The organism is Paenibacillus graminis (assembly GCF_000758705.1).
Classification (GTDB): Bacteria; Bacillota; Bacilli; order Paenibacillales; family Paenibacillaceae; genus Paenibacillus_AQ; species Paenibacillus_AQ graminis.
On the sequence record NZ_CP009287.1, the window covers coordinates 6,504,581 to 6,526,601 of the forward strand.

12 protein-coding genes and 1 pseudogene are annotated in these 22,021 nt (G+C 43.5%); 3 read left to right on the plus strand and 10 right to left on the minus strand.

Annotation, left to right across the window (positions count from 1 at the left end; translation table 11 throughout):
• Window positions 1-39: 39 nt before the first annotated feature.
• The 5 genes from PGRAT_RS28255 to PGRAT_RS34125 form a co-directional block, all read right to left on the minus strand.
• A complete protein-coding gene (locus PGRAT_RS28255; protein WP_025707539.1) occupies window positions 40-2,040 on the minus strand; it encodes a glucosyltransferase domain-containing protein in 2,001 nt (666 codons plus the stop codon).
• Between the two features lie 74 nt (window positions 2,041-2,114).
• Window positions 2,115-4,403, minus strand: a complete 2,289-nt coding sequence (locus PGRAT_RS28260; protein ID WP_425311807.1) for a glycosyltransferase family 2 protein — start codon at window positions 4,401-4,403, stop codon at window positions 2,115-2,117.
• A 24-nt stretch (window positions 4,404-4,427) separates the two neighbouring features.
• Window positions 4,428-6,017 carry a class I SAM-dependent methyltransferase gene (locus PGRAT_RS28265; protein WP_025707537.1) on the minus strand — a complete coding sequence of 530 codons (1,590 nt, stop codon included), beginning with the start codon at window positions 6,015-6,017 and terminating at the stop codon, window positions 4,428-4,430.
• Window positions 6,014-7,234, minus strand: coding sequence for an ABC transporter ATP-binding protein (locus tag PGRAT_RS28270; RefSeq protein WP_025707536.1), 1,221 nt, complete (start codon window positions 7,232-7,234; stop codon window positions 6,014-6,016). Before PGRAT_RS28270 ends, PGRAT_RS28265 begins: the two co-directional genes overlap by 4 nt.
• 12 nt (window positions 7,235-7,246) lie before the next feature.
• Window positions 7,247-8,617 carry an ABC transporter permease gene (locus tag PGRAT_RS34125; protein ID WP_036706072.1) on the minus strand — a complete coding sequence of 457 codons (1,371 nt, stop codon included), beginning with the start codon at window positions 8,615-8,617 and terminating at the stop codon, window positions 7,247-7,249.
• 453 nt (window positions 8,618-9,070) lie between these two features.
• Between PGRAT_RS34125 and rfbA the strand changes: the two genes are divergently transcribed.
• The 3 genes from rfbA (at window position 9,071) to PGRAT_RS28290 (ending at window position 13,480) form a co-directional block, all read left to right on the plus strand.
• Entirely contained in the window at window positions 9,071-9,949 is an 879-nt protein-coding gene (rfbA, locus tag PGRAT_RS28280; RefSeq protein ID WP_025707534.1) for a glucose-1-phosphate thymidylyltransferase RfbA, read from the plus strand.
• A 20-nt stretch (window positions 9,950-9,969) separates the two neighbouring features.
• On the plus strand, window positions 9,970-10,524 hold the full coding sequence (gene rfbC, locus PGRAT_RS28285) for a dTDP-4-dehydrorhamnose 3,5-epimerase (protein ID WP_025707533.1): 555 nt from the start codon (window positions 9,970-9,972) through the stop codon (window positions 10,522-10,524).
• Between the two features lie 205 nt (window positions 10,525-10,729).
• Window positions 10,730-13,480 carry an O-antigen ligase family protein gene (locus PGRAT_RS28290; RefSeq protein WP_025707532.1) on the plus strand — a complete coding sequence of 917 codons (2,751 nt, stop codon included), beginning with the start codon at window positions 10,730-10,732 and terminating at the stop codon, window positions 13,478-13,480.
• Window positions 13,481-13,647: 167 nt separating this feature from the next.
• Here the strand turns inward: PGRAT_RS28290 and galU are convergent, their stop codons facing one another.
• The 5 genes and pseudogenes from galU to PGRAT_RS28315 all read right to left on the minus strand — a co-directional run bounded on the left by galU (window position 13,648) and on the right by PGRAT_RS28315 (window position 21,971).
• Window positions 13,648-14,535: a UTP--glucose-1-phosphate uridylyltransferase GalU gene (gene galU, locus PGRAT_RS28295; protein WP_025707531.1), complete on the minus strand. Its 888-nt coding sequence runs from the start codon at window positions 14,533-14,535 to the stop codon at window positions 13,648-13,650.
• A gap of 375 nt (window positions 14,536-14,910) precedes the next feature.
• On the minus strand, window positions 14,911-17,430 hold the full coding sequence (locus PGRAT_RS28300) for a U32 family peptidase (RefSeq protein WP_025707530.1): 2,520 nt from the start codon (window positions 17,428-17,430) through the stop codon (window positions 14,911-14,913).
• 370 nt (window positions 17,431-17,800) lie between these two features.
• Window positions 17,801-18,434 (minus strand): annotated as a pseudogene (locus tag PGRAT_RS31340) (PDDEXK family nuclease).
• 419 nt (window positions 18,435-18,853) lie between these two features.
• Window positions 18,854-20,833: a stalk domain-containing protein gene (locus tag PGRAT_RS28310; RefSeq protein ID WP_052415740.1), complete on the minus strand. Its 1,980-nt coding sequence runs from the start codon at window positions 20,831-20,833 to the stop codon at window positions 18,854-18,856.
• The gene (locus PGRAT_RS28315; RefSeq protein WP_238326863.1) at window positions 20,808-21,971 is read right to left on the minus strand and encodes a S1C family serine protease; all 1,164 of its coding nucleotides are present in this window, start codon (window positions 21,969-21,971) and stop codon (window positions 20,808-20,810) included. The genes PGRAT_RS28310 and PGRAT_RS28315 overlap by 26 nt, the downstream gene beginning before the upstream one ends.
• Between the last annotated feature and the right edge of the window lie 50 nt (window positions 21,972-22,021).

A 22,021-nucleotide genomic window follows, 5' to 3' on the forward strand; every position in this document is an offset into this window, starting at 1 on the left:
AGGGAGTCTTTTAAAAGTTAACAGTTTTTTGGGGAATTCTTAAAAAATAAGTTCAATATTTTTAATATTTAGTACTGAATTATCTGGAGGATCAATTCTAACTGCACTAATCTCTGTGATTGCATCTGGGATTGTACAGTATATAACATTTTCACCAGACCGAATATTTTGAGTTCCGCTTAACACTTCACTATATTCTCCATTGGGTGGAAGTAAAAAAAGTTGCAGGTTTCCTTCAATATCAGAACTGAATTCTATTTTCACGAATTTATACGACTGATTTTGGGCATGTGGTGCAGTAGGAAAGGAAAAGTAAGGATCCTCGCCTCTAGAGAAAGCACCAAGTGTTCCAGTTGTCTTCTTTGCTAATTCAACATTATGTGTGTCAAAGTTCACAGAGCTTATTGCTAGTTTATTAGACTTATATTTCTCACCAAACGGTTGTATTTCTGAAATTTTCAATAGAGGTTTTCCTGTGCTACCCGAAAAATTAACTATTATCATATCCTCTTTTAAAGCGATAGATCCCTTATGTGGCCACATCGGCATAGAGGCAGCTATCTGCTTAGCCCTCTCCTTCTGCACCTCGCTTGGAGATATGTACATATAACCCAATGATTGCATGAAGTCTCCAATTCTGAGTTGATTTCCCCCATCCCACTCAAAAAAAGAATATCCCAGTACTTCTTGTTTAATGATTCCATTCCTTATTTCTTGCTCATGTTTGCCCACATACACAACAGGAAATGGGGGGGTTTCTCCTAAATCCATATTTGTGATTGCATACCCAATTTGATTAGCAAGTTTCACATCATCTTCATACCTTTGGTAATCACTATAAAATAATTGTGCGATAGAGTTTGCTTGGTAGAAAGAGATTATACATATTACAAAAATTATAAACATTCGATATTGAACTTTTCTAACAAGCATAAACAAAAATAAACATGCAGAAGATGTAAATAAAGGCCAAACAAGGTTTCCTCTTACTGGAACAGGAGATCCCGAAATAAAGTAGATTAAGAAGGGAATCAAGCAATAACCAATTAAAGTGAAAACGAGAATGCCAGCATTTCCTCTGTCCTTATTTATCAAAAACTTAACCAAGAAATAAGCAATTAAAAAAAGACTAATAAACATACTTGGTAAAAGCATTTTCGAACCATAAATCAGTTCTCCACTCAACAATTTTGAAAACGAGGATAATAAACCTAGAATTATTTCACTGGTAGGTTTCTTACCCCACATTATGAAGTTTTCTATATATCCCGAAGAGGGTATAAAGAGTTGAACAATTTTATCTGCAATTTTATATAATGCTAAACTCACTCCTGAAACCAGTGTTATTTTAACCAAAATATAGAAATACAACTTAAGATTTAATTTAGTTTTTGATTCTTCTAAGTGTAATATATATATAATTAGTTGTATGAAACACCCGATGATAAATACAGACAGAAAAGCTTGGTATATGGAGGTTGCGAATGAAACAAAAATTACTCCAAGCAGTAAAAATAATTTACTATTATTAGAAGAGATCGCCCATCTAGAAATAAAAATTGATGCGAGAGCAATAATTATCCAGCCTATGCCTAATTCAAAACTCATCATCGAAAAACCAATATTCTCGCTTAGAGCCGGAAAAGTGAGAAAAAGCAGAATAACTATACTGCCAGGAATATATTTTCCCTCTTTTCGAGGAGTTATGCTAGAAAAAGAATATGCCCATAATATTCCGGATAAAGAAAATAATGACACAGCTAGAAATGTACTAGTTATAGAATTTGTATTCCAAAAGTTAAAAAGTGTTTTTAAGATATCTATGCCAAACCGCCCTTGATTGCTCCAATTGTACTGATCACCAAGGGTCAAAGCAATCTCTTCGTCAATCGATAGTGTAAAATGTGTCATAGAAAACCCATAAGCAAATAATGAAACAAAAACAGATATATAAACAAGAAACATGTTGTTCTTGAAAAAATGTAATATAGAAAAAAGTTCCTCTCTCATCGGACTATTTCCCGTCTTTATTTCATTCATCATTTAACTCCTTAGTGATTCATTTTATATTTGTGAATATTAAATATTCTATACAAAAATTCAGTATCCTAACATTATCTATTCCTCACTACTGGTTCTCCAATAGAAAAATCCTCTTTAATCCTTGTCAAGTGAGGACTGTAGGCAGGATCATTCTCTAATAAGTGAGACCATTTTTTCTTCATAAAATTAATCTCTTTTAAAAAACGCTCCTGCTTCTCTGGAGTATCCTCATGTCCTCTACTTTTTGATTCATAATGGTATAGTTTAACATGAGGTAACCAAAGATTTCTATATCCAGCGCTCCATACTTTTAGACAAAAATCCACGTCGTTAAAAGCTACTTGTAAGTCCTCTTCTAAGCCACCTACTGCAAGGAAGATATCTTTTTTTATCATTAAACACGCAGCAGTAACAGCCGTATAATTTGAAACGATTTTCAACCTGCGAAAGTAACCCGTATGTTCTGACGGGAAATATTTATGACTATGACCCGCAACGCCACCAATTCCCAGTATTACACCACCATGCTGTAATGTATTATCTGGATAGTACAGACAAGCTCCAACCGCTCCTATCTGAGGACGAATGGCTTGTCCTACCATTTCATCCAGCCACTCTTCTGTAATGATTTCAACATCATTGTTCAATAATAGCAATAAATCACCATCAGCCTTGGAAACACCAAAGTTATTCAAACTAGAATAATTAAAGGGGATGTCTAAAACAAACATTTTAAATCTCTCTTTTTCCAAGTCGGTCCAATATCGATACAACTCATGTACTGCCGGATCATTACTTCCGTTATCGATAATAATAATCTCAAAGTTTGAATACTTCGTTTTATTAAAAATAGAGTCTATACAATTCTTTACTATTTCGAAATTATTTTTTGAAGGAATAATAATAGAAACCTTAGGATTTCCTGTTGGTTTAAATCTTGTTAGATATACATTTGAATGATCATCAATAGACTCCACTTCGGCATCATACCCTCTTCTCTCTATCGCATCCTGCACAGCTTTTAGTCCAGCCATATGAGTATAATCTTTAGAAGAGCCACTGGAGGCCGTCGAACTTTGAATCGCCCGCCAATGATAGAGAATTTTAGGAATATGATAAATATTACTTGTGAGCTCTGAAATTCTTAACATAAGGTCAAAATCTTGACTCCCCTCATAACCGACGCGAAATCCCCCCACTTGGTCTACCAAACTTTTACGATAAAGTGATAGGTGGCAAGTATACATTTGGGATAACAATAAGTCGGGGGACCAATCCGGCTTAAAAAAGGGATCAAAACGATCGCCTTTTACAGAGAGTTTATCTTCATCGCTATAAATTATATCTGCTTCAGGGAAGCTGTTTAGTAATAATACATTTTCATACAATGCATTTAATGCTAGTTCATCATCATGATCAAGCAGAGCAATATACTCTCCTTCTGCTATTTCAAGAGCAGAGTTTGATGATTTTGAGATATGACCATTTTCATTTCTGAAAATCACTTTGATTCGCGGATCAAGTTCAACATACTCTTCTAGCACTCTCTTAATATATGTCTTGGTAGATGCATCATCAGAAATACACAATTCCCAATTAGGATAATACTGATCAATAACTGAATCAACACATTTTCTTAACCAAATTTCGTCAACATTATATACTGGGACAATGACAGATATTAATGGTTTGTAACTCAACGATTTAATTCTTTCTTTTATAACTAGCACATCTTTATCATTTAAGGCGTTATTTTCAATCCATACTTTGTAGTCATCCACACTACTACTATATTGACCAATGTTTTGTTTAGCAATTACCCATAACGCTTTCATACCTCGAATTCTATAAATCTTAATTGCTTTTCTCAATATATCTCCAGACTGTCTTACACTCAGCCCCCTTTGCGAACTATATTTCTTTATGGCACTTATAAAAACGGAAAGTCTGCTTACTTTACGAATTTTCAAATTTCCGAATGTAAAATTCACTTCTTTTTCACCAGGATCTATTCTGATTTTTTTAGTATCGTCAGCAATATAGATTAATAATTTTTTTTTATTTTTCCCTTCTGAAATCTCTCCAATTACAGCACTTCTATCCTCACTGAACCCATCCCCATTATCCCAGTAAATCTTAAGCGGGATATTCTCCTCAGAGACAGACTCCCAAAACAATTCATTCCAACCGCTAATAACAGTACCCTCCACAATAAAATAAGGGTCTGACCCCACCGAGGACCACTGCTTTTTATTACCAAACAAGTCATTTGTGGGTATCAAGTTCAATTTACTTCTAAATCCAAATGTACCGATTATTAAGTAAAAGAATTTTTTTATGCTATAAAACAAAAAGTGCACCTACTTTCTTATTATTCCCCAGTTTTATTTCCCGAAAATTTTTTTGAGCTTTGTTAAGTATATCCAACCCTTGGACGAATAAATAGCATTTAGTTCATTATTATAATTTTCATTGGATTGTTGTATCTTAATCAGTTTCTGATGTAATTCTTCTGTCTTTTCTTGATATAAAATATTAGAACGCTCGTAATTATTAATTGTAGACATCAGATCTTTATTTTCACTTTCTAATATATCTATACGTTTTGAAGATTGTTCACTGATTAGTTGCATTTCCCCCTCAATATTCTCTTCTTTTTCTTTGGCTTCCTTTAATAGTTCTCTTACTGCATGTATCTCCTTCATATTAGCCTCATCTTTTAATTTAGCTTTCGCCAATTGCTTATCAAAATGTCCTATTGCAGAAATAAGAGCCTCTTCTTTTGATAAAGAAATAAGATCGAAACTTAAACTTTTCACGGATAATTGTGAAGCAAAATTCAATATAACAAATGGGTCGTCGTTAAAAAAAACAAATGTATCTTCAAATCTCAAATTCCAGTTTCCATTCATTGAGAATTCTTCCATAGAAATAAGATCACCATGGGTAGCCGTTAAACGAATGTTATTAATTTCGAATGTCCCCGTATAATTTGAAGGATCTATTCGTAGCGCTTTGATCATACCAGGCTCAAATTCTATATTAATATGCTGTCTATTATTTTGCAGTTCAACTTTAATACTGTTTAATTCTGAGTAACCATTTCCTTCATCCATAAAAATCTGCACAAAATCTTTTGGCGCATTATCATCCTCACTAATATTAAGATTAGCTAGCACATAAAAACGTTCTTCTAAAATCTCCAGCATAAAAGAATGCTGTTTTCTGAGTTGCTCATTCGTTTCAATTGAGGGGAGTGAGATTAAATCTCTTTTTGTAGTGCCAATACAAATCTTCCTATACGAATTGTCCACAAAATCATTATCGAACATGTATTGATTATAGAATCTATCTATTTCATTTCTGTATATACCTAATCTGGAATTTTGTGCAGCAATAAAATGGATTGTCATCATTTTTTCCCATATTTCCAAACTCCCGTGGCTCATTATCGTATAGTTGATGCCTCTCGAATCCAAATAAGCTGAAAGTTTTTTCAAATCTGGCAATCCATTAACCATATGTTCTTCCAACCAGATGAAATCCTTATTGAAAATAGACTTGTAAACAGCATTTACTCTTCTTTCTGCTTCAACAACTTCACTTGAATGAAAAGGGGCAGTAATCACAAAAAATTCAGAACTCACTCTGTGAATTTCACTTATAAACTTCTCTCGATTTTCTTCAGCAATATGCTCAAACACATCCAGTGCAACAACAATATCATAATATCCATCTGAAAAACCCATTGCTGTTGCATCCCCTAAAATATACTTAGGATTGTCCTTTAAACTATCTGGCAGTTGGATATCAAGATAAGTTATTTGATCAAGTGGCAAAAATTTCTCCAAATTCTGATGTTCATTAGCTCCTACTTCTAAAATGTTGAATGTCTGACCACTACTTCTCAAAGAGTTAATTATATTTGTAACGTTGTTATACCGTTGATATTGATCAAAGAGAATATCAATCATTTGAGCACCTCCCAGTTATGCTTAATGTATACTAACCCTTCGGAAAAATACTTATTGGTGATAACAAAAGATACTGCATTTTCTTTATAATGAATATTAACAATTCCTTCGTTGTTAAAAAGTCCTACATCTAAACAAAATGTACCCCCAAGTAGAGGGAGTTGAGGTATACAATAATTCACTTTATGTCTGCCCAATCTATTTGGTATAGAAACTTTTTCCAAAAATGTATTAGGACCAAATATATAATCACGGTTCGGAGTATAAATAGCCGCACCTAATAATAAATCTTCTATTATCTCTTCGTAGATCTCATATTCTATCTCTACTATTACTTCTTCAAATGTCCTAAATGAAGTTTTATTAATTTTAACATCCGTGATAAGTCCTAACACATCTGGATTCGCGGGCAAAACAAAATCCGAATCCATTTGAAGAACAGCCTCTGGTAATTGATTTTCAATTTCCCTTTCCGCTATTTCCACATCGTTTCTCATGAAGTCTTCGTATAAGTCTACGATTTCACTAGAGTCGCCTTGAGCTGCAACCTTTCCATCTTTAATCCAAACAGCTTTATTACAAAATCTTTTAACTTGTTCAGATGCATGCGATACAAACAGTATAGTTGTTCCACTTTTTTTCAATTCTTTCATTTTATCTATACATTTTGTCTGAAACCTGGTATCTCCTACAGCTAATGCTTCGTCAACTATTAATATATCAGGTTCAACGTTTATAGAAACTGCAAATGCCAGTCTTGCAAACATCCCGCTGGAGTAGAGCTTGACTGGCTGATCAATAAAATTACCTATATCTGCAAACTCTATAACTGAATCTATTTTTTCTTCCATTTTCTCTCTGCTATATCCCATCATAAGTCCATTTAGGTAAATATTTTCTTTACCTGTATATTCAGGGTTAAATCCTGCTCCTAACTCTAGAATAGCTGATATTTTACCGTCAATATTTACGGTCCCGCTGGTAGGAGTTAACACCCCTGTAATTATCTTTAATAAAGTAGATTTGCCTGATCCATTCCTCCCTAATATCCCAATGGCATCTCCCTTTTCCACAGAAAGTGTTATTCCATTTAACGCAACAAATTCTTTATGATAGTTTTTTTTAAAAGGATGTATTGCTTCTTTAAATCGATCTGCAGGTTTATTGTAAAGTTTATAACTCTTAACTATATTATTAATTTCAATTATTCTGTCCATTAATTAACACTCCTATAGCACATCAGAAAAATGCGGTTTTAGTTTCTTAAATGTTTTAAGACCTACAGTAAACATCACGAGACAAAACAACCAGAAGTAAGCCGTCTGATATGGACGATTGAAAAACAAAATATGATCGACCAAAGAGTCTCTATAACCCTGGACGATATAATACATTGGATTCAGTTTGAAAATTCTAGCCCAAGTGTCAGAGAGCATACTTACAGACCATCCAATAGGCGTAAACCAAAACCCCATTTGAAGTATAACCGCAATAATTTGATTCAAGTCTCTAAAGAATAGAAAAATAGCTGAAGTAAAAAAAGATATAGAAACAGCAAGTACAACTAAACATACCAAATAGTATAATAATTGAAAACTAAATAACGTTGGGAAACGGCCATAACCCGCATACACGATAAAGATAAAAACAATAAAAAATAATTGAACAAAAAACGCAGACATTATTTTGACAAGAGGTAATAATTCGATCTTAAATACTACTTTTTTCACAAGATAGCTGTATTCAGTAAATACATTCGTTGCACTCGAAAGAGCGTCGGAGAAGAAAAACCATGGAATGATACCCGCGATAAACCAGATAATAAATGGAACATCCCCAACATCACCATTTCGGAGTCCAATCTGAAATACGAACCAGTAGGTGGCTATAGTCAACAAAGGGTTAATGAATCCCCATAAAATACCTAGATAAGAAGAAGCATATTTTGTTTTGAAGTCGTTTTTCGCTAAATTTAATATTAACTCTCTATTCCTCATAAAATCTTTTATTAATCGTAATGAATCTTTGATATATCTGAGTATAAAATAAACGGAAATTGCAGTTAAAAAAGCCAGAGTTAAAGCAGTTCCATTAAAGCTCCATTTAGATTTCAATTGGGCTTCTTGTATGAATTTATTTGCATCAAAAAATAGAAATGGATCATTGCCAGTTGATTGTAACGAAATTCGTGCCACTTTATCGTCAATAATCTTCATTGACAATTGATTGAACGTTGGATTAGCCTTATCCAAATTTACCTTTACATCCGTATTTCTGCGAATAAAAATCTCTTTAATATCAACCTGATTTTTTGCGCTACCAGTATCAAGTCTAATATAACGGCTCTGTTCAGGAATCAGAAATTTTAAATTTTTCCAACTTTGAGTATTGTTGTAACTTATAGTACTGGAATTCTCTTCTTTCCATTCATTATTAGTGTTTGAAAAAAAGAGTTGGAACTTGATAGGAACGTCCGCTCTTACTTTCATTTGAACATACGTCTTGACGTTTTCTTTAGAGTATAGGTTTATAAAGTGATAGGACATCATCAAAACAATAATTGAACAAATTAACAACAGAATGCGCTTTACTGCTTTCATTTTAGTACTTCTCCTAACTACTGATTAGTCTTAATTTAGTTATAACTTAGTATTAGACCACCAAGTCAAATAACATTCTTTCATTTTATTTTTATGTATTCAGCAATTCAAGTGGGATTAATTGACGAAATGGCTGATTCATTAATCAAACACATTCTAAATTATCCCCTCCTAATAACAAAAACAAGTTAATGTTATCACACAAAGCGATTGGTTTACAGTAGCTTGTCCCATAGCGTTTACAGATATGTAAAAATATCTTCGTAAAAATTCTATAAGGAACTTAAGATATAAAGACTTTTTCTGTTTGAGAACAGTATTACTGAGTAAAAATGGACAGGCTGCAATAATTCAGAGTAAAATGAGTATAGTTTTCTATAGCGACACCGTCCACATAAACAGCATCAGTCATTATATCATTACTCAGAATAAAGGGAGAGTTGGAATAAAACAATGAAGGGCATTATCTTAGCGGGTGGCAGTGGAACTAGACTGTACCCCTTAACCATGGTCACCAGCAAGCAGTTACTTCCAATTTACGACAAGCCTATGATTTATTATCCTTTGTCTACCTTAATGTTAGCAGGCATTAAAGAAATCCTTATTATCTCTACTCCCGAGGATACCCCTAGATTTTCCAATTTACTCGGGGATGGATCACAGTTTGGAATTACACTGGAATATATTATTCAACCTAACCCAGACGGTTTGGCACAAGCCTTTATTTTAGGTGAATCTTTCATTGGTGATGATTCGGTAGCAATGATTCTCGGAGACAATATTTATTATGGAAACGGAATTCGTAAAATGTTACAGCGTGCTTCCAGCAAGGATGCGGGCGCAACTGTATTCGGCTATCATGTACAAGATCCGGAGCGGTTTGGCGTGGTTGAGTTTAATGAGGAGGGCAAGGTACTCAGTGTAGAGGAGAAACCAAATAAGCCTAAATCAAACTATGCCGTGACAGGTTTATACTTTTACGATAATCGTGTAGTGGAAATCGCCAAAAACGTAAAGCCATCCATTCGTGGGGAACTTGAAATCACTTCAATAAATGAAGCCTATCTCGAACTTGGGGAGTTGGATGTTGAACTTCTTGGCCGCGGTTTCACTTGGCTAGATACGGGAACACATCAGAGTTTAGTTGACGCCACCAACTTTGTAAGAACGATAGAAGATCACCAAGGGATTAAGATTGCAGCCCTTGAAGAGATTGCATATATTAATGGATGGATCACTAAAGAACATCTATGGGATTGCGGGCAAAAATTGAGTAAAACGGGCTATGGGCAATATCTTATGAAAGTAGCCACTGGCAAGATTCAATACTAATTACAGAAAGTGTGAGAACAATGAAATTCACTGAAACTGAGTTGAAAGATGTGTGGGTAATCGAACCACAAGTTTTCGGAGATCACCGGGGTTGGTTTATGGAGACTTACAGTGAAACCAAGTTTAATGATCAAGGCATTTCGCTTAATTTTGTACAGGACAATCAATCCTTCTCGGAAACAAAAGGAACGCTTCGCGGACTACATTATCAGCTAAATCCAAAAGCACAAAGCAAGCTCGTCCGCTGCACTAAAGGAGCTATTTTTGATGTCGCTGTGGATATTCGCAAGGGGAGTCCTAACTATGGGCAATGGTTTGGCATCGAACTGTCCGCTGATAATAAAAAGCAGCTTCTTATCCCTAAGGGCTTCGCTCATGGTTTTATGACTTTAACCGAAAATGTAGAGGTACAGTATAAGTGTGATGAGCTGTATGCTCCAGAGTGTGACGGAGGAATTCTGTGGAACGATCCTTCGATAGGAATTAAGTGGCCTATTGAAGTTGTGCCAGTGTTATCCGCAAAAGATGAAACAGCACCGCTTTTAAAGGATGCAAATTTAAACTTCACATATTAATTACACTATATAAAATGCTATGATTTCCAATGAAATTGGCCTAAGAACTCATTGTTTCTAATGAAACAGTAAGTTTTTAGGCCAAATATATTTACAAGCTTATATGCATCTCTTTCTCTACATATTACCTAAGGTTAATATGTGGTCGTGCACCCTTCGCGTATGTTAAAATATCGACGTACCTACAAGAAAAGGAGATTAAAACGTGTCGAAACCAGTATACGGTAAAAATGCTGTACAGTCGAGAAATGTTGAAAAGATATCCAGCCCGGTGTGGGCGTTGGTTGTTGCTTTAATTGTGTTTTTAGTATGGACCCCATTTCAGGTTGGATTGTTTAATGGGCAGCAGATCGACTATGAAAAGCCGATTTATGTGTCTTCTCTGCTTAGCGGCCTGCTGCTGCTGGTCTGGATCGGCTTGTACTATAAGAAGTTCAAGCTGGAGGAACAGCGCGACGTGCTCGCTGTGGCTTCGCTGCTGCTGCCGATAACGTATGCTCTGTCGCTATTTGGCGCTGCTTCGCATTATATGGCGATGAACATTCTCTTTATTCAGAGTATGTATATTGCAGTATTCATTATAGCGTTATATTTGCTGAAGCAAAAGCAACTAAATGTTGTCATTCAAAATGCCGTATTGGCCATTGCGTATTTTATCGTGGGCTTTGGCTTGCTGAACTGGCTGGGCGCCTGGAAATTCGCCGGTGGACTGGTTGGCTGGTTCTCCGATACGGTGAGCGGCGGTAAATATTTGGATGCGGTTATGACCGACTCCAACGGACTGCGGCTGACCTCGATTTTTCAATATGCGAATACATATGCAGCTTTCCTGATGGCTTTTCTGTTCGTAGCTGTCTTTGCACTGGTTCGCTCCAAAAAATGGTACGGGACGCTGACTCACGGATTTATGCTCGTACCGATCATTGTTTCCTTGCTGCTGACCTTGTCCCGCGGGGGATTAGTTATGCTGCCTGTAGTCTTTGTATTGCTCCTGCTGTCTCTGAAGCCTGTGAAGCAGATTCTTTGGATTATTCATCTAGGTATTGCCGGCCTAGCCTCGCTTGCGATTGCAAGCCCGGTGACCAATCTTGGGACTGAACTGAGCACGGCCTTTACATCTTCCGCTGCTTTTAAAGGCTGGGCTTATCTGCTGGGTGCCTCCGCCATTGTTGCCGCGTGTGGGTGGGTAATCCAGCGTTTTGTGGCACCTTGGCTGCAAAATAAACTGGAGGGCTGGGAATCGCGCAAGCTTGCAGGGCTGTGGCTCCCCCTCCTCTCCGTTGTACTGGTCGCCGTAGTCGCATTTTTGCTGATCGGGACAAGTGCACGCTCTATTCTTCCCGCTAATATGGAGACACGGCTGGAGAATATTAACTTCAAGCAGCACAGTGTACTGGAACGTATTACTTTTTATAAAGATGCTATGAAAGTCGTAAAAGATTATCCCATTATTGGTGCCGGGGGTGGAGGCTGGGCTTCGCTCTATGAGCACTACCAGGACTATCCGTATACAAGCCGCCAGGCGCATAATTTCTTCCTGCAATATTTGATCGAAGTCGGAATTGTCGGATTTGTTGTCTTCATGGGCTTTATCGGCTACATTTTCTATAAATACATTCGTGGTTACCTTAAACGGGACAAAGATGAATTTGATAATGGATTTATTTTCTACATCATTGCTTTGTCGGTTCTTGTTCACAGCATACTGGACTTTAATCTCAGTTACGCCTTTATGGGAATTCTGGTGTTTATCGGCCTTGCCGGAATGGGGGCCGCCATGGACAGCAAACCGCTGCGCCGGAACTGGAATAAGCCAGGTATACGTTACAGTTACCTTGCAGTCCTGGCTATCGGTATCATCTTCATGTTCTTCCTGTCGGTCAGTGCGGTCGGCTCAAGCAATTCTGTAATGAAAGCCAAGCGGCTGATCGGTGTCAGCCAGTCCTATGAGGAGCTCAAGGCACCTTTGATGGCAACTCTAAAAGGCCGCCCTTACCATCCGGAAGCAGCGGCATATCTCGCTTCTATGGATCATCAGGTTTTTAATCAAACTAAAGATGAGCAGTACTTGAACGAAGCGTTCAGCGTACTGAAACGTGCGCTCAAGGACGAACCAAATAATAAAATTTTGCTCACTCTACTCGCTTCCTCGTATGATTTGAAGGGTCAAAATGATCTAGCATTCGCTGTCTATCGTGATAACGCAGATAAGTTCAATTGGGACATTGAATGGTACGAATCTCTGATCAGCCGCTCCCAGGCGTTAGCACGTGCGGCAAATGCCGAAAAAGATGAAGCCAAAAAGCAGGAGTACCTGACCACTGGTCTGGATGCCTATAAACATGTAACGGATGGTGTAGAACATCTGAAAACTCTGCCTCCAGAGCAGCTGCAGGGCCGGCCGTTCTCGGTGACACCAACGATTGCCCTGAACGCCGGTAAAATGCAGCAGATGGCCGGACAAAATGAGGAGGCCGCTGCAACCCTCAAGCTTGGACTTGGTGATGCTTATGCGGATGTCGTAAACAGTGGAACCCTATGGGATACAAACTGGTACAGCTCGCTCATTGCCCGCTCTTATGATCTGGCTCAGCAGGCCTTTACCCAGCAGGATGCCAACAGTAAAACAACTTACCTTAATGTCGGTCTTAGCGCTTATAATCAGGTGCAGGCTGACTTACAGGTCCAATCGCTTGCCATTCCTCCGGCAATTGCGCTGAACGCAGGCAGAATCCAGCTGATGTCCGGCCAGATGCAAGCCGCTTCAGAGACCTTAAAGCTTGGCCTGAGCGAAGATTATAAGGATGCCACTAACCGTGAGATGGCCCGCTGGTATCTGGCAGCCCTGAAAAAGGCTGGTGCTGCTCAGGATCAGGCAGTTTATGACAAGCTGATTGCCGCAGATCCTGCGGAAGCTGCTCAAATTGATAGTATTGTAAATACTCAGTACCAATAAATAGGATGGTAAACAAAAAACGGTGTCGTCCTCTGAAGGATGGCACCGTTTTGCGAGAGATAAGGAATATATGATTACATCCGTGCAGTGATTCAATGGCTGGTAAAAAAGAGCGCCTTGCTGACTGTGTTCAGCAGGGCGCTCTTTTATGGCTCGCATTACCTTAGCTACTTCGGCACTTTCTGCGTTTCGCTGTTGATCACCTCTTTGAGGTAGTCAAGCAGGCCTTCCTTGAGTTCCTCATGCTGCAGGGCATAATGAATGGTCGTCTGGATAAAGCCCATTTTCTCGCCGACGTCATGGCGTTTGCCTTCGAAATCATAAGCAATAATGCGTTCCACTTCACTTAAGCGCGAGATGGCATCGGTCAGCTGAATTTCCCCGCCAACGCCTACCTGTTGTTCCTCCAGCATATCAAAAATACGCGGGGTCAGAATATACCGCCCCAGGATCGCGAGGTTGGACGGCGCTTCCTCTCTCTTTGGCTTCTCTACCAGCCGGTTGGCCTTATATACCCGCTCAGCCAGTTCCGTACCATCTACCAGACCGTAGCGGGAGACTTCCTCCCAAGGCACCTGCTGGACTCCGACAATAGACGACTTGTATTGGTCGTATATTTCAATCATCTGCTTAAGACATGGCTTATCTGCTTGGACAATATCATCCCCTAGCAGTACAGCAAAAGGCTCATTGCCGATGAATTTACGGGCACACCAGATCGCGTGTCCCAGACCTCTTGGTTCCTTTTGGCGGATGTAGTGGATGTCGGCCATTTCGGAGGATTTGCGCACAGACTCCAGGAGCTCCCATTTCTGCTTCTCCGCCAGATTAAATTCCAGCTCAAAGGAATTGTCGAAATGGTCTTCGATCGCCCGTTTGCCTTTCCCCGTTACGATGATGATATCCTCAATGCCGGAAGCAACGGCCTCCTCAACAATATATTGGATGGTAGGCTTGTCTACGATCGGGAGCATTTCTTTGGGCATGGCTTTGGTAGCAGGCAGAAAGCGTGTACCCAAACCAGCCGCGGGTATAATAGCCTTACGGATCTTCATGACAGGACTCCTTCAATAATCTTCTCTCATTTTCATTCTAGCACTAAAGGAAAATGGTATATTTACTTTAATTATAGCAGTTTTAGTTTGATTTTGGCAGTAAGGTTATTGGAGAAAGCATTCCTATATTACGAAAAAGAGCCAGTGAACTGAGAGCTTGTTTATAATCTCTTCAGTACACTGGCTTGAATAATTTGGGTTTAGCTATAGGCAACCTAGAAACTGAACCTGAGATTGTTCAATTCGGGCTCAGACGCATCTGCAGGATGAAAATCCGAACCTCCGGCTGCTATAGCGTTGTGGTCTGATTGGAACTTTACCGCAGAAGCAGGATACAGCTTACTGATGGGGATATTATCCAATACGGTTTCCGGCTTACTTTGCATTTACCAGTTGTCCGCGAGTCACTCCAAGCTGGTTGGTGGCCTTCAGGCTTTTCCATACCTGCGTCCCGGAAATCTCTCCGCGTAGTGCACGGCTGTAAAGGCTAATGACCTCTGCGACCTGTTCCGGGGTTTCTTCCAAAAACTCGACGCGGAATGAGCCCACGCCCAGCTCCCGGAAGTTGTTGAGGTATTCCGCGCCAGACTGTTCGACCGCGTTGTAGACGGTATTGCGGCAGCCTTCGTCTACACGGACAGGGTGAGCCATTCCGATACGGTCCTGCAGGGACGCGCGCTGCTCCTCGCAGGGGCGACCGCAGTTCGTATAATCTGTGCCTTCGCTCATGAAGGTGCAGTAGACGCAGTGTTCTGTGTGGAACATCGGCAGATGCTGATGAATCACGACCTCTATACGCGAGGTATCGCTGTGCTCCAGCAGATCGACCATCTGCTGGATGTTCAGGTCGTAGGACGGTGTAATTCTGTCACAACCCGCTTCCAGGAACAGATCCACTGCCCGGTGGTTCGCGATATTCAGAGAGAAGTCGCCGATCAGGCGCGGATGCACGGCATCCGGCTGCTCCATGCGGCGCTTCAGGTAGTAATAGAGCGCACCTGTATTACGCACCAGGACAGCATCCGGCTGCAGGCGCAGGATGTTGGCATGGTAGCCGTTCTCGCCGGGCATATGGATGCGCGGCGTGGCCAGCGCTATGCTGGCCCCCGCAGCCCGTACAGCGTCCACCGCTGCCGGGAACTGCTTGATGAATTCGAAGTCGGCGTAAATGTTCGTTACGCCGGCTTCGAGGGCAGCCTGCACCTGCGGCAGGCTGCGGCACAGCGCGGTAAGCTCCGCTTCACCGCGCGGCCCTGCGGCGCCCCTGCGGGAGGCGCCGCCGTAGACCTCTACCTCCCGTTTTACGTAGACGGGAGGTTTGGGGCGCTCGCCCGCAAGCAGCTCCACCGCCTGGCGGCGGATGCTGTTCAACTCGCGCATAGGCACGATCACGTCGCCTTCCAGATGCGACTCCAGGGCCTCCAGCTGGAACACGGTCCCGCCCAGGCGGCCGAATTGCTCCTCCAGCAGGGCGGCATCCATCGGACGCTTCTGCGCGGTTTCCAGCAGCAGCTCCGAATCCACACGGACGGTGACGTTCTTCTGAACATCCGTCCACCAGGTGGCCAGCGGCTCACCGGCGCGGCCCGCTACCTTCACCTGCACCGGGAAGACCCGGTAGGGCTTCTCGGTCTCGTAGGTCTGGCGCAGCGCCTTGTCCAGCGCCGGGTCATTGGTCTTCCAGATGCGGTCGCCGACATGCAGGCGGCGCAGGTCTACATCACTCCGGCCGGGCACAATGTCGATGATCCAGCCTTCTCCGGCCTCGCCCTCAAGCTTCACACCTTTGCGGCGCAGATCGTAGACGCGGCCGCCTTCTTCCCTCTTCGTCGGATCGCCGGCATCAAATACAATGCCGTCCCCGCGCTTCAGCGGAGCATGAATACGGCATACGACACCATCGCGCAAAATCTGTTCGACGGTCCCCATATAGACTCCCCGGCTTTTCGGGAAAGTGCCGTCAACCAGCTTTTTATTATTCGTCCCTTCGAGGAACCCGTGCGTGAAGCCGCGGGAAAAGCTCTGCTGCAGCTCGCGGATATCTTCCTTAGAGGTCGGCGACCAGTTCCCGTCAAAATACCGGTCAATCGCCTTACGGTACTTGCCAACCACGTTAGCTACATATTCCGGACTTTTGAGGCGGCCTTCAATTTTGAAGGAAGTTACCCCCGCCTCGATCAGCTCCGGCATCAGGTCAATCGCCGCCAGATCCTTAGGGGACAGGAGATAGGTGACATCGCCCATCGGCTTGACTTCACCATCCACCATCAGGTCATACGGCAGACGGCAGGCCTGCGCACATTCCCCCCGGTTGGCGGAGCGTCCGCCCCACATTTCCGAGGTCAGACACTGGCCAGAATAGGAGACACACAACGCGCCATGCACAAAAACCTCCATCGGCAGCCGTGCCTGCTCTCCGATCGTACGGATCTGCTTCAGGTTATTCTCGCGGCCAAGCACTACGCGCTCCAGCCCCCAAGGCTTCGTGAACTCCACTGCTTCCGGTGAAGTAATCGTCATTTGCGTAGAACCGTGGATCGGGAAGTCCGGCGAGATCTCACGGATCATTTTAACCAGCCCCAAATCCTGGACTATCACTCCATCCACACCCGCATCCACACAGGCGTCGATTAGCTCCTTAGCCTCTGCCAGCTCATTTTCAAACACCAGTATATTAAAGGTCAGGAACCCCTTCACACCATAGCTGTGCAGAAACGCCATAATCTCCGGCAGCTCGTCCATGCGGAAATTGTTCGCTCTCGCCCGCGCATTAAACTTCTCTACGCCAAAAAAGACAGCGTCCGCCCCGTTCGCCACCGCCGCACGCATGCAGTCCCAGTCACCTGCCGGAGCCAGCAGCTCCACGTCTTCTCTGCGTATTCCTTGCTCGTTCATTTATATCCTCCCAAACCGCCTTGCCGGCGGGTCATTTACAGCTTTATAACTTATTAATTGTATCAAATATCACATCTGCGCGCCATTGATTTGCCAAGATTTATATGGATCACTGTGCCAAATCGGCCGGACACCGGATTGTGGACACTATGCCTCAGGATATTTAGGAGGGGGTTATAAGTGTTGTATAAAATGCAGCAATTCAGCAGATTTCGGACCTTAAAATAAGGATTGTTGTATAAAAGACATTATTTATCTGGATTCATTGTAAGTAGCAGGATAATATCTTGTATTTCATGCAACAATCTATTAAAGACAACCTAATTTAACAGTCAAAGTTGTAAAACATGCAATATTTTATAAGAGTTCTCTACGACCACACCTCTGGAAAATCCTCAACCGGCTCATAGTAGCAAATATACGTATTTTTAAGCACCGGGCGCAGCATTCCTTTATCGGCCATCCCTTGCAGCCATTTTCGCGCCGTCCGAAAGTTCACATGATATTGGATCATGATATCTTTGGGACGAATCCCCTTCCCTGTGCACCAAGCCATTCTTAGCACTTCTCTTTCCAGTGGAGAGGTTGAAGACCCGGATGCGTTTCTGATTAATGTAGGTCCGATGACCATTTGCAGCAGCATGCGGCAAACTTCTGGACGCTTTTGTACATCGTCGAAGGAAAAGTGGATAATTCTCCATCCCATGCATGCAAGAAATGTATCCCGGTTCAAAGAATAACTGAACTTCTCTCTGTCCATGTCTTTAACATGACTCTGATAACCGTCACATTCCAGTCCGAATTTCCCGTAAGGCGGAAGGAATGCAAAATCGAGAAATTGTGATTTTCGGTTCCAATCGTACACCTCATACTCTGGATGCAGATGATCCAGGTTCCCGAACAACGGCCACCACATTTTGCAGCAGTAACTTCTCTGCATACTGGTGCCCTCTAGCCAGACGCCCCCGCCGTTCACCTGTTCGTACGCTTAAATGGCGCTCTATAAACGCTTCATGCTCTTTTTCAAAAACCCCGCCCAATCGTATCTCCTCCTTTATAGCAAAAAAAGAACGCCCCAAACTGCCAAAAATGGCAATGGGACGTTCTTCGTCTGGCCCTATTATACATCTGCACAGAGAAGGGCAGCAATGGTTTATAAAGCGGGCCTATTAAGAGCGGCTTAAGAATAGAATTTAGCTAGCGTGACCCGTAGAGAATAGCTGCCGCTACAAGGATTCATTGATTCACAGAGGAGATTCTTAAGTTTATATTCACACATGCAGCTAACACTATAACCAGATCGAAACTTAGATTCGGAATGACAATTCTGGCAGGTTCACCAAGTACAGTAACGTCTGGAACCTGATTTCTGAAGAGTGTAATTTGCTTCAACTGGTTCGTAACCTCACCCTAACAGTTCCCTCTACTCGTCTCCCGCAAGCCGGAACGACTTCAGCGTCTTATCCAGATCCGCCTGCTGTACAGAAGTGGCATTGGCGTCATTCAGGGTTGCGGTCAGGGTATAGACCAGATCATTTTTGCCAAAAACGATTTGCTGCGTTTGTACAGGGATGCCGCCCTTCGTCTGGCGGACGGTCAGCAGGGTGGCAGGAACTCCGGCAAAGGCGGTTTCCTCTACCTTGATGAGCTGCGGGCCTTTAGGGTCATTTTTGCTGTTCTTGTAATAGCTCTGCAGCAAACCTACGGCATAGTCCACTGAACCCTCCGGGCTTGCATTGATCAGGAAACGACCGCCGGTGAAGCGGTACTCCACGGTCTGGGTCTCAAAAACATCCTGGTAAGGTGTCCACAGCCGTGGAATGTCGATGCTGTAACCGTAGGTTTTGGAGCTTTTGGTTACAGCCTGGCTGCGGAGCGCTGGATAATCCTCCGTCGCCAGCTTGCCGAAATTCTCCTTGACCCGGTCAAAATCAATATCTATCGAGCTTAAGATCGTCTGGAACCTCGCCTTATCCTCGTCCTGCCCCGCCGCAGCCAGATATTCCGCGTAGTAGCGGTACCCGGATTTTTGCAGCAGGATCTGGTATTTGGTGCTCCAGCCGCTTCCTGGATTCAGCCTTGTCTCTTTCACGAGCGCCGGTTCACCGGAAACCTCCTTCTTCACTGTCTCCTGTATGGCGTAGGCATCCGTCACATAGGTATCTTTAATCTGCGAATCCAGATCTTTGCTCCAGCTCTCCAGCGTAGATCCTGACGGGGCAGAAGTAACCTTTACCCGCAGATAGCTTCCTTCTGCACTCTCGTAGTTCAGGTGCTGGTCATCCATACTCCAATCCGCAGGCACCTGCAGCGATAAGCCATAATCATCGTTGTAGCCCTCGCGCAATCCGTTTATAACTGTCGAAAGGTCGCGGATGCTTTTATCGCCGGCCTTGAATGAAGGGCGGAATGAGTTCAGCAGTGAAGCATATTTGTTCAAATCCTTGTAATTGGCTGCCGTATCGTCGGTCAGATACAGTTCATACAATATTCCGCTGCTATAATATTGCCTTCCTTCCCACAAAACACCGCTGGTGTCCTTACTGACAATACGCGCGTAAGGCACTGCCGCATCCGGAAAAGCCGTCCGGTCCAGAACGGTCTCTCCGCCTTCTTCCGCCTCACGGACCAGCCTGTCCAGCAGTTCTTCCGGATCGGCGGCTTTTTCGAGCGGTGAGGCATGAACCTCCAGATAATACTGATTCTCTGCACTCGTAAAGGTGGCTACACTTTCATTGCCGCCACTGTCACCGACCACAAGACCCGGCGGATAGTTCAGGCTCCAGTGATAGTAGCTGTTGCCTATCCGTGTTTTGCCGACATCGCTGTCAATGCCGCCGGTTTCCGGCGTGTCTTGTTCACTCGCTGAAGAGGCCAGTGTCACCAGCAGCCCACCGCCGCTGAGCGGAGAGATACGTGCTCCCAGCACTCCGGCCACAAAACGCAGCGGCACCAGCAGTGTTCCATCCACCATACGCGGCGGAACAGGCAGTGTGACCTTGACTCCATCCTTCCAGGCAGTAGTGCTGCCAATGGTCATCGCCCCGGTATGGGGTCCGTACATTACTTTAACCACATCGTCCCCTTCAAGGGAGACCGTGCTGCCGAAGGCTTTTTTGAATACACCCAGCGGGACGAGCACTACTCCGTTATCCTCGATGGGCTTTTGAATCACAGCCTTCTCACCGTTAACGGTTGCAGCGGTGCTCCCGGCCTTGAGGCTCAACTGCAGCAGCTTCGGCTCCGCTGTCTGCGCCTGTGCCTGTACTTCCCGGATAGGCAGCCATGCCAGCAGCAGCAGCACGGCCAGCAATGTGCAAAGCCCGCACCGCAACATTCTGCTAACTGTGATCTGTGATTCCGCCACCGGGGATCTGTTATTCCTCTGTATGTGCCTCAGCATCTCCATCTCCCTCCGCTTCCACTCCGCCGATCAGCGGGTCACCCTGCCCGAGCACCAGCTTGCGGGTTACAATATCCCCGCCACTCTGCATCAGGAGCTTTACAGCCGCACCCGGTTTGTAGCCTTTGAACCATTCGTTGATATCCACCAGCGACGCAACCCGGTGACCGTCAATCGCGTACAGCACGTCGCCTGCGGCAATCCCCGCCTTTTCCGCTTCCGCAGACACTACCTTTGTTACAGTCAGCGGGTCCTGTGCAGGCAGCCCGACAATCGCCGACCAGCTCTCCTCCAGCTCCAGGCCCAGACTGGGGCGTTTCACCTCTCCGTATTTGAACAGCTGATTCATGATGTACTGTACCGTATCCGCCGGAATGGAGAAGCCCATATTTTCCACGCCAACCGCGGCGTATTTCAGGCTGTTCACCCCCAGCACCTCTCCCTTCATGCTGACCAGCGGACCGCCGCTGTTCCCGGGATTAATCGCCGTATCGCTCTGGATCAGCCTGTAGGCGGCGTCTACCGCACGGTCCAGTCCGCTCACCACGCCTACTGTAGCCGAGTTCCGCAATGAAAAAGAGATGGGTGTCCCAATCGCAATCACCTTTTCTCCAACCTGAATCTTATTTGTTGCACTGGCAAACCTGGCCGGCTTCAGGGATTTGGCATTGATTTTGAGCAAAGCCAGATCACTGACCTCATCCAGATAGGAGGCGGTGATGCTGTAGCTTTTAGCTTCTGATGTTACCACGACTGCGTTCTGCAGCCCTTTTATGACATGGGCATTAGTAATAATCCAGCCGTCTGCTTTGACTACAATGCCAGAGCCATGGGTCAGATTGTACCGGTCATCCGGTCCACTGCTGGGATCACCCGTATATTTGCCTATAATGCCCACCACTGAGGGGGACACTGCCTTAATAATCTGCGGTACGGCATCGGCTGTGCCCGCTGCATTCTTTTTGCTGATGGCTGCTGCCGCGGCCACCTGCCGGATAGTCCCGTCATTAAAACTCATAACTCCACCCGCAGCCGGACTGCTGTCCGGAAATGCCGCTGCAAGCGCTGAAGGTGTACCGCCTCCCGCCCCGCACAGCAGCACCCCGCACAGCAGCAAGCCAAGGCTCTTTTTATACATCCGTTTCCCCCACTTCATCCGCCTTCACCGGCCCTCTCCCTATCTCAAAA

Excerpts from the sequence above, each read along its gene's own strand:
- PGRAT_RS28255 (WP_025707539.1), bottom strand. The coding sequence starts at position 2,040 with ATGAATGAAATAAAGACGGGAAATAGTCCGATGAGAGAGGAACTTTTT.
- PGRAT_RS28265 (WP_025707537.1), bottom strand. The coding sequence starts at position 6,017 with ATGATTGATATTCTCTTTGATCAATATCAACGGTATAACAACGTTACA.
- PGRAT_RS28270 (WP_025707536.1), bottom strand. The coding sequence starts at position 7,234 with ATGGACAGAATAATTGAAATTAATAATATAGTTAAGAGTTATAAACTT.
- PGRAT_RS34125 (WP_036706072.1), bottom strand. The coding sequence starts at position 8,617 with ATGAAAGCAGTAAAGCGCATTCTGTTGTTAATTTGTTCAATTATTGTT.
- rfbA (WP_025707534.1), top strand. The coding sequence starts at position 9,071 with ATGAAGGGCATTATCTTAGCGGGTGGCAGTGGAACTAGACTGTACCCC.
- rfbC (WP_025707533.1), top strand. The coding sequence starts at position 9,970 with ATGAAATTCACTGAAACTGAGTTGAAAGATGTGTGGGTAATCGAACCA.
- galU (WP_025707531.1), bottom strand. The coding sequence starts at position 14,535 with ATGAAGATCCGTAAGGCTATTATACCCGCGGCTGGTTTGGGTACACGC.
- PGRAT_RS28300 (WP_025707530.1), bottom strand. The coding sequence starts at position 17,430 with ATGAACGAGCAAGGAATACGCAGAGAAGACGTGGAGCTGCTGGCTCCG.
- PGRAT_RS28310 (WP_052415740.1), bottom strand. The coding sequence starts at position 20,833 with ATGCTGAGGCACATACAGAGGAATAACAGATCCCCGGTGGCGGAATCA.
- PGRAT_RS28315 (WP_238326863.1), bottom strand. The coding sequence starts at position 21,971 with ATGTATAAAAAGAGCCTTGGCTTGCTGCTGTGCGGGGTGCTGCTGTGC.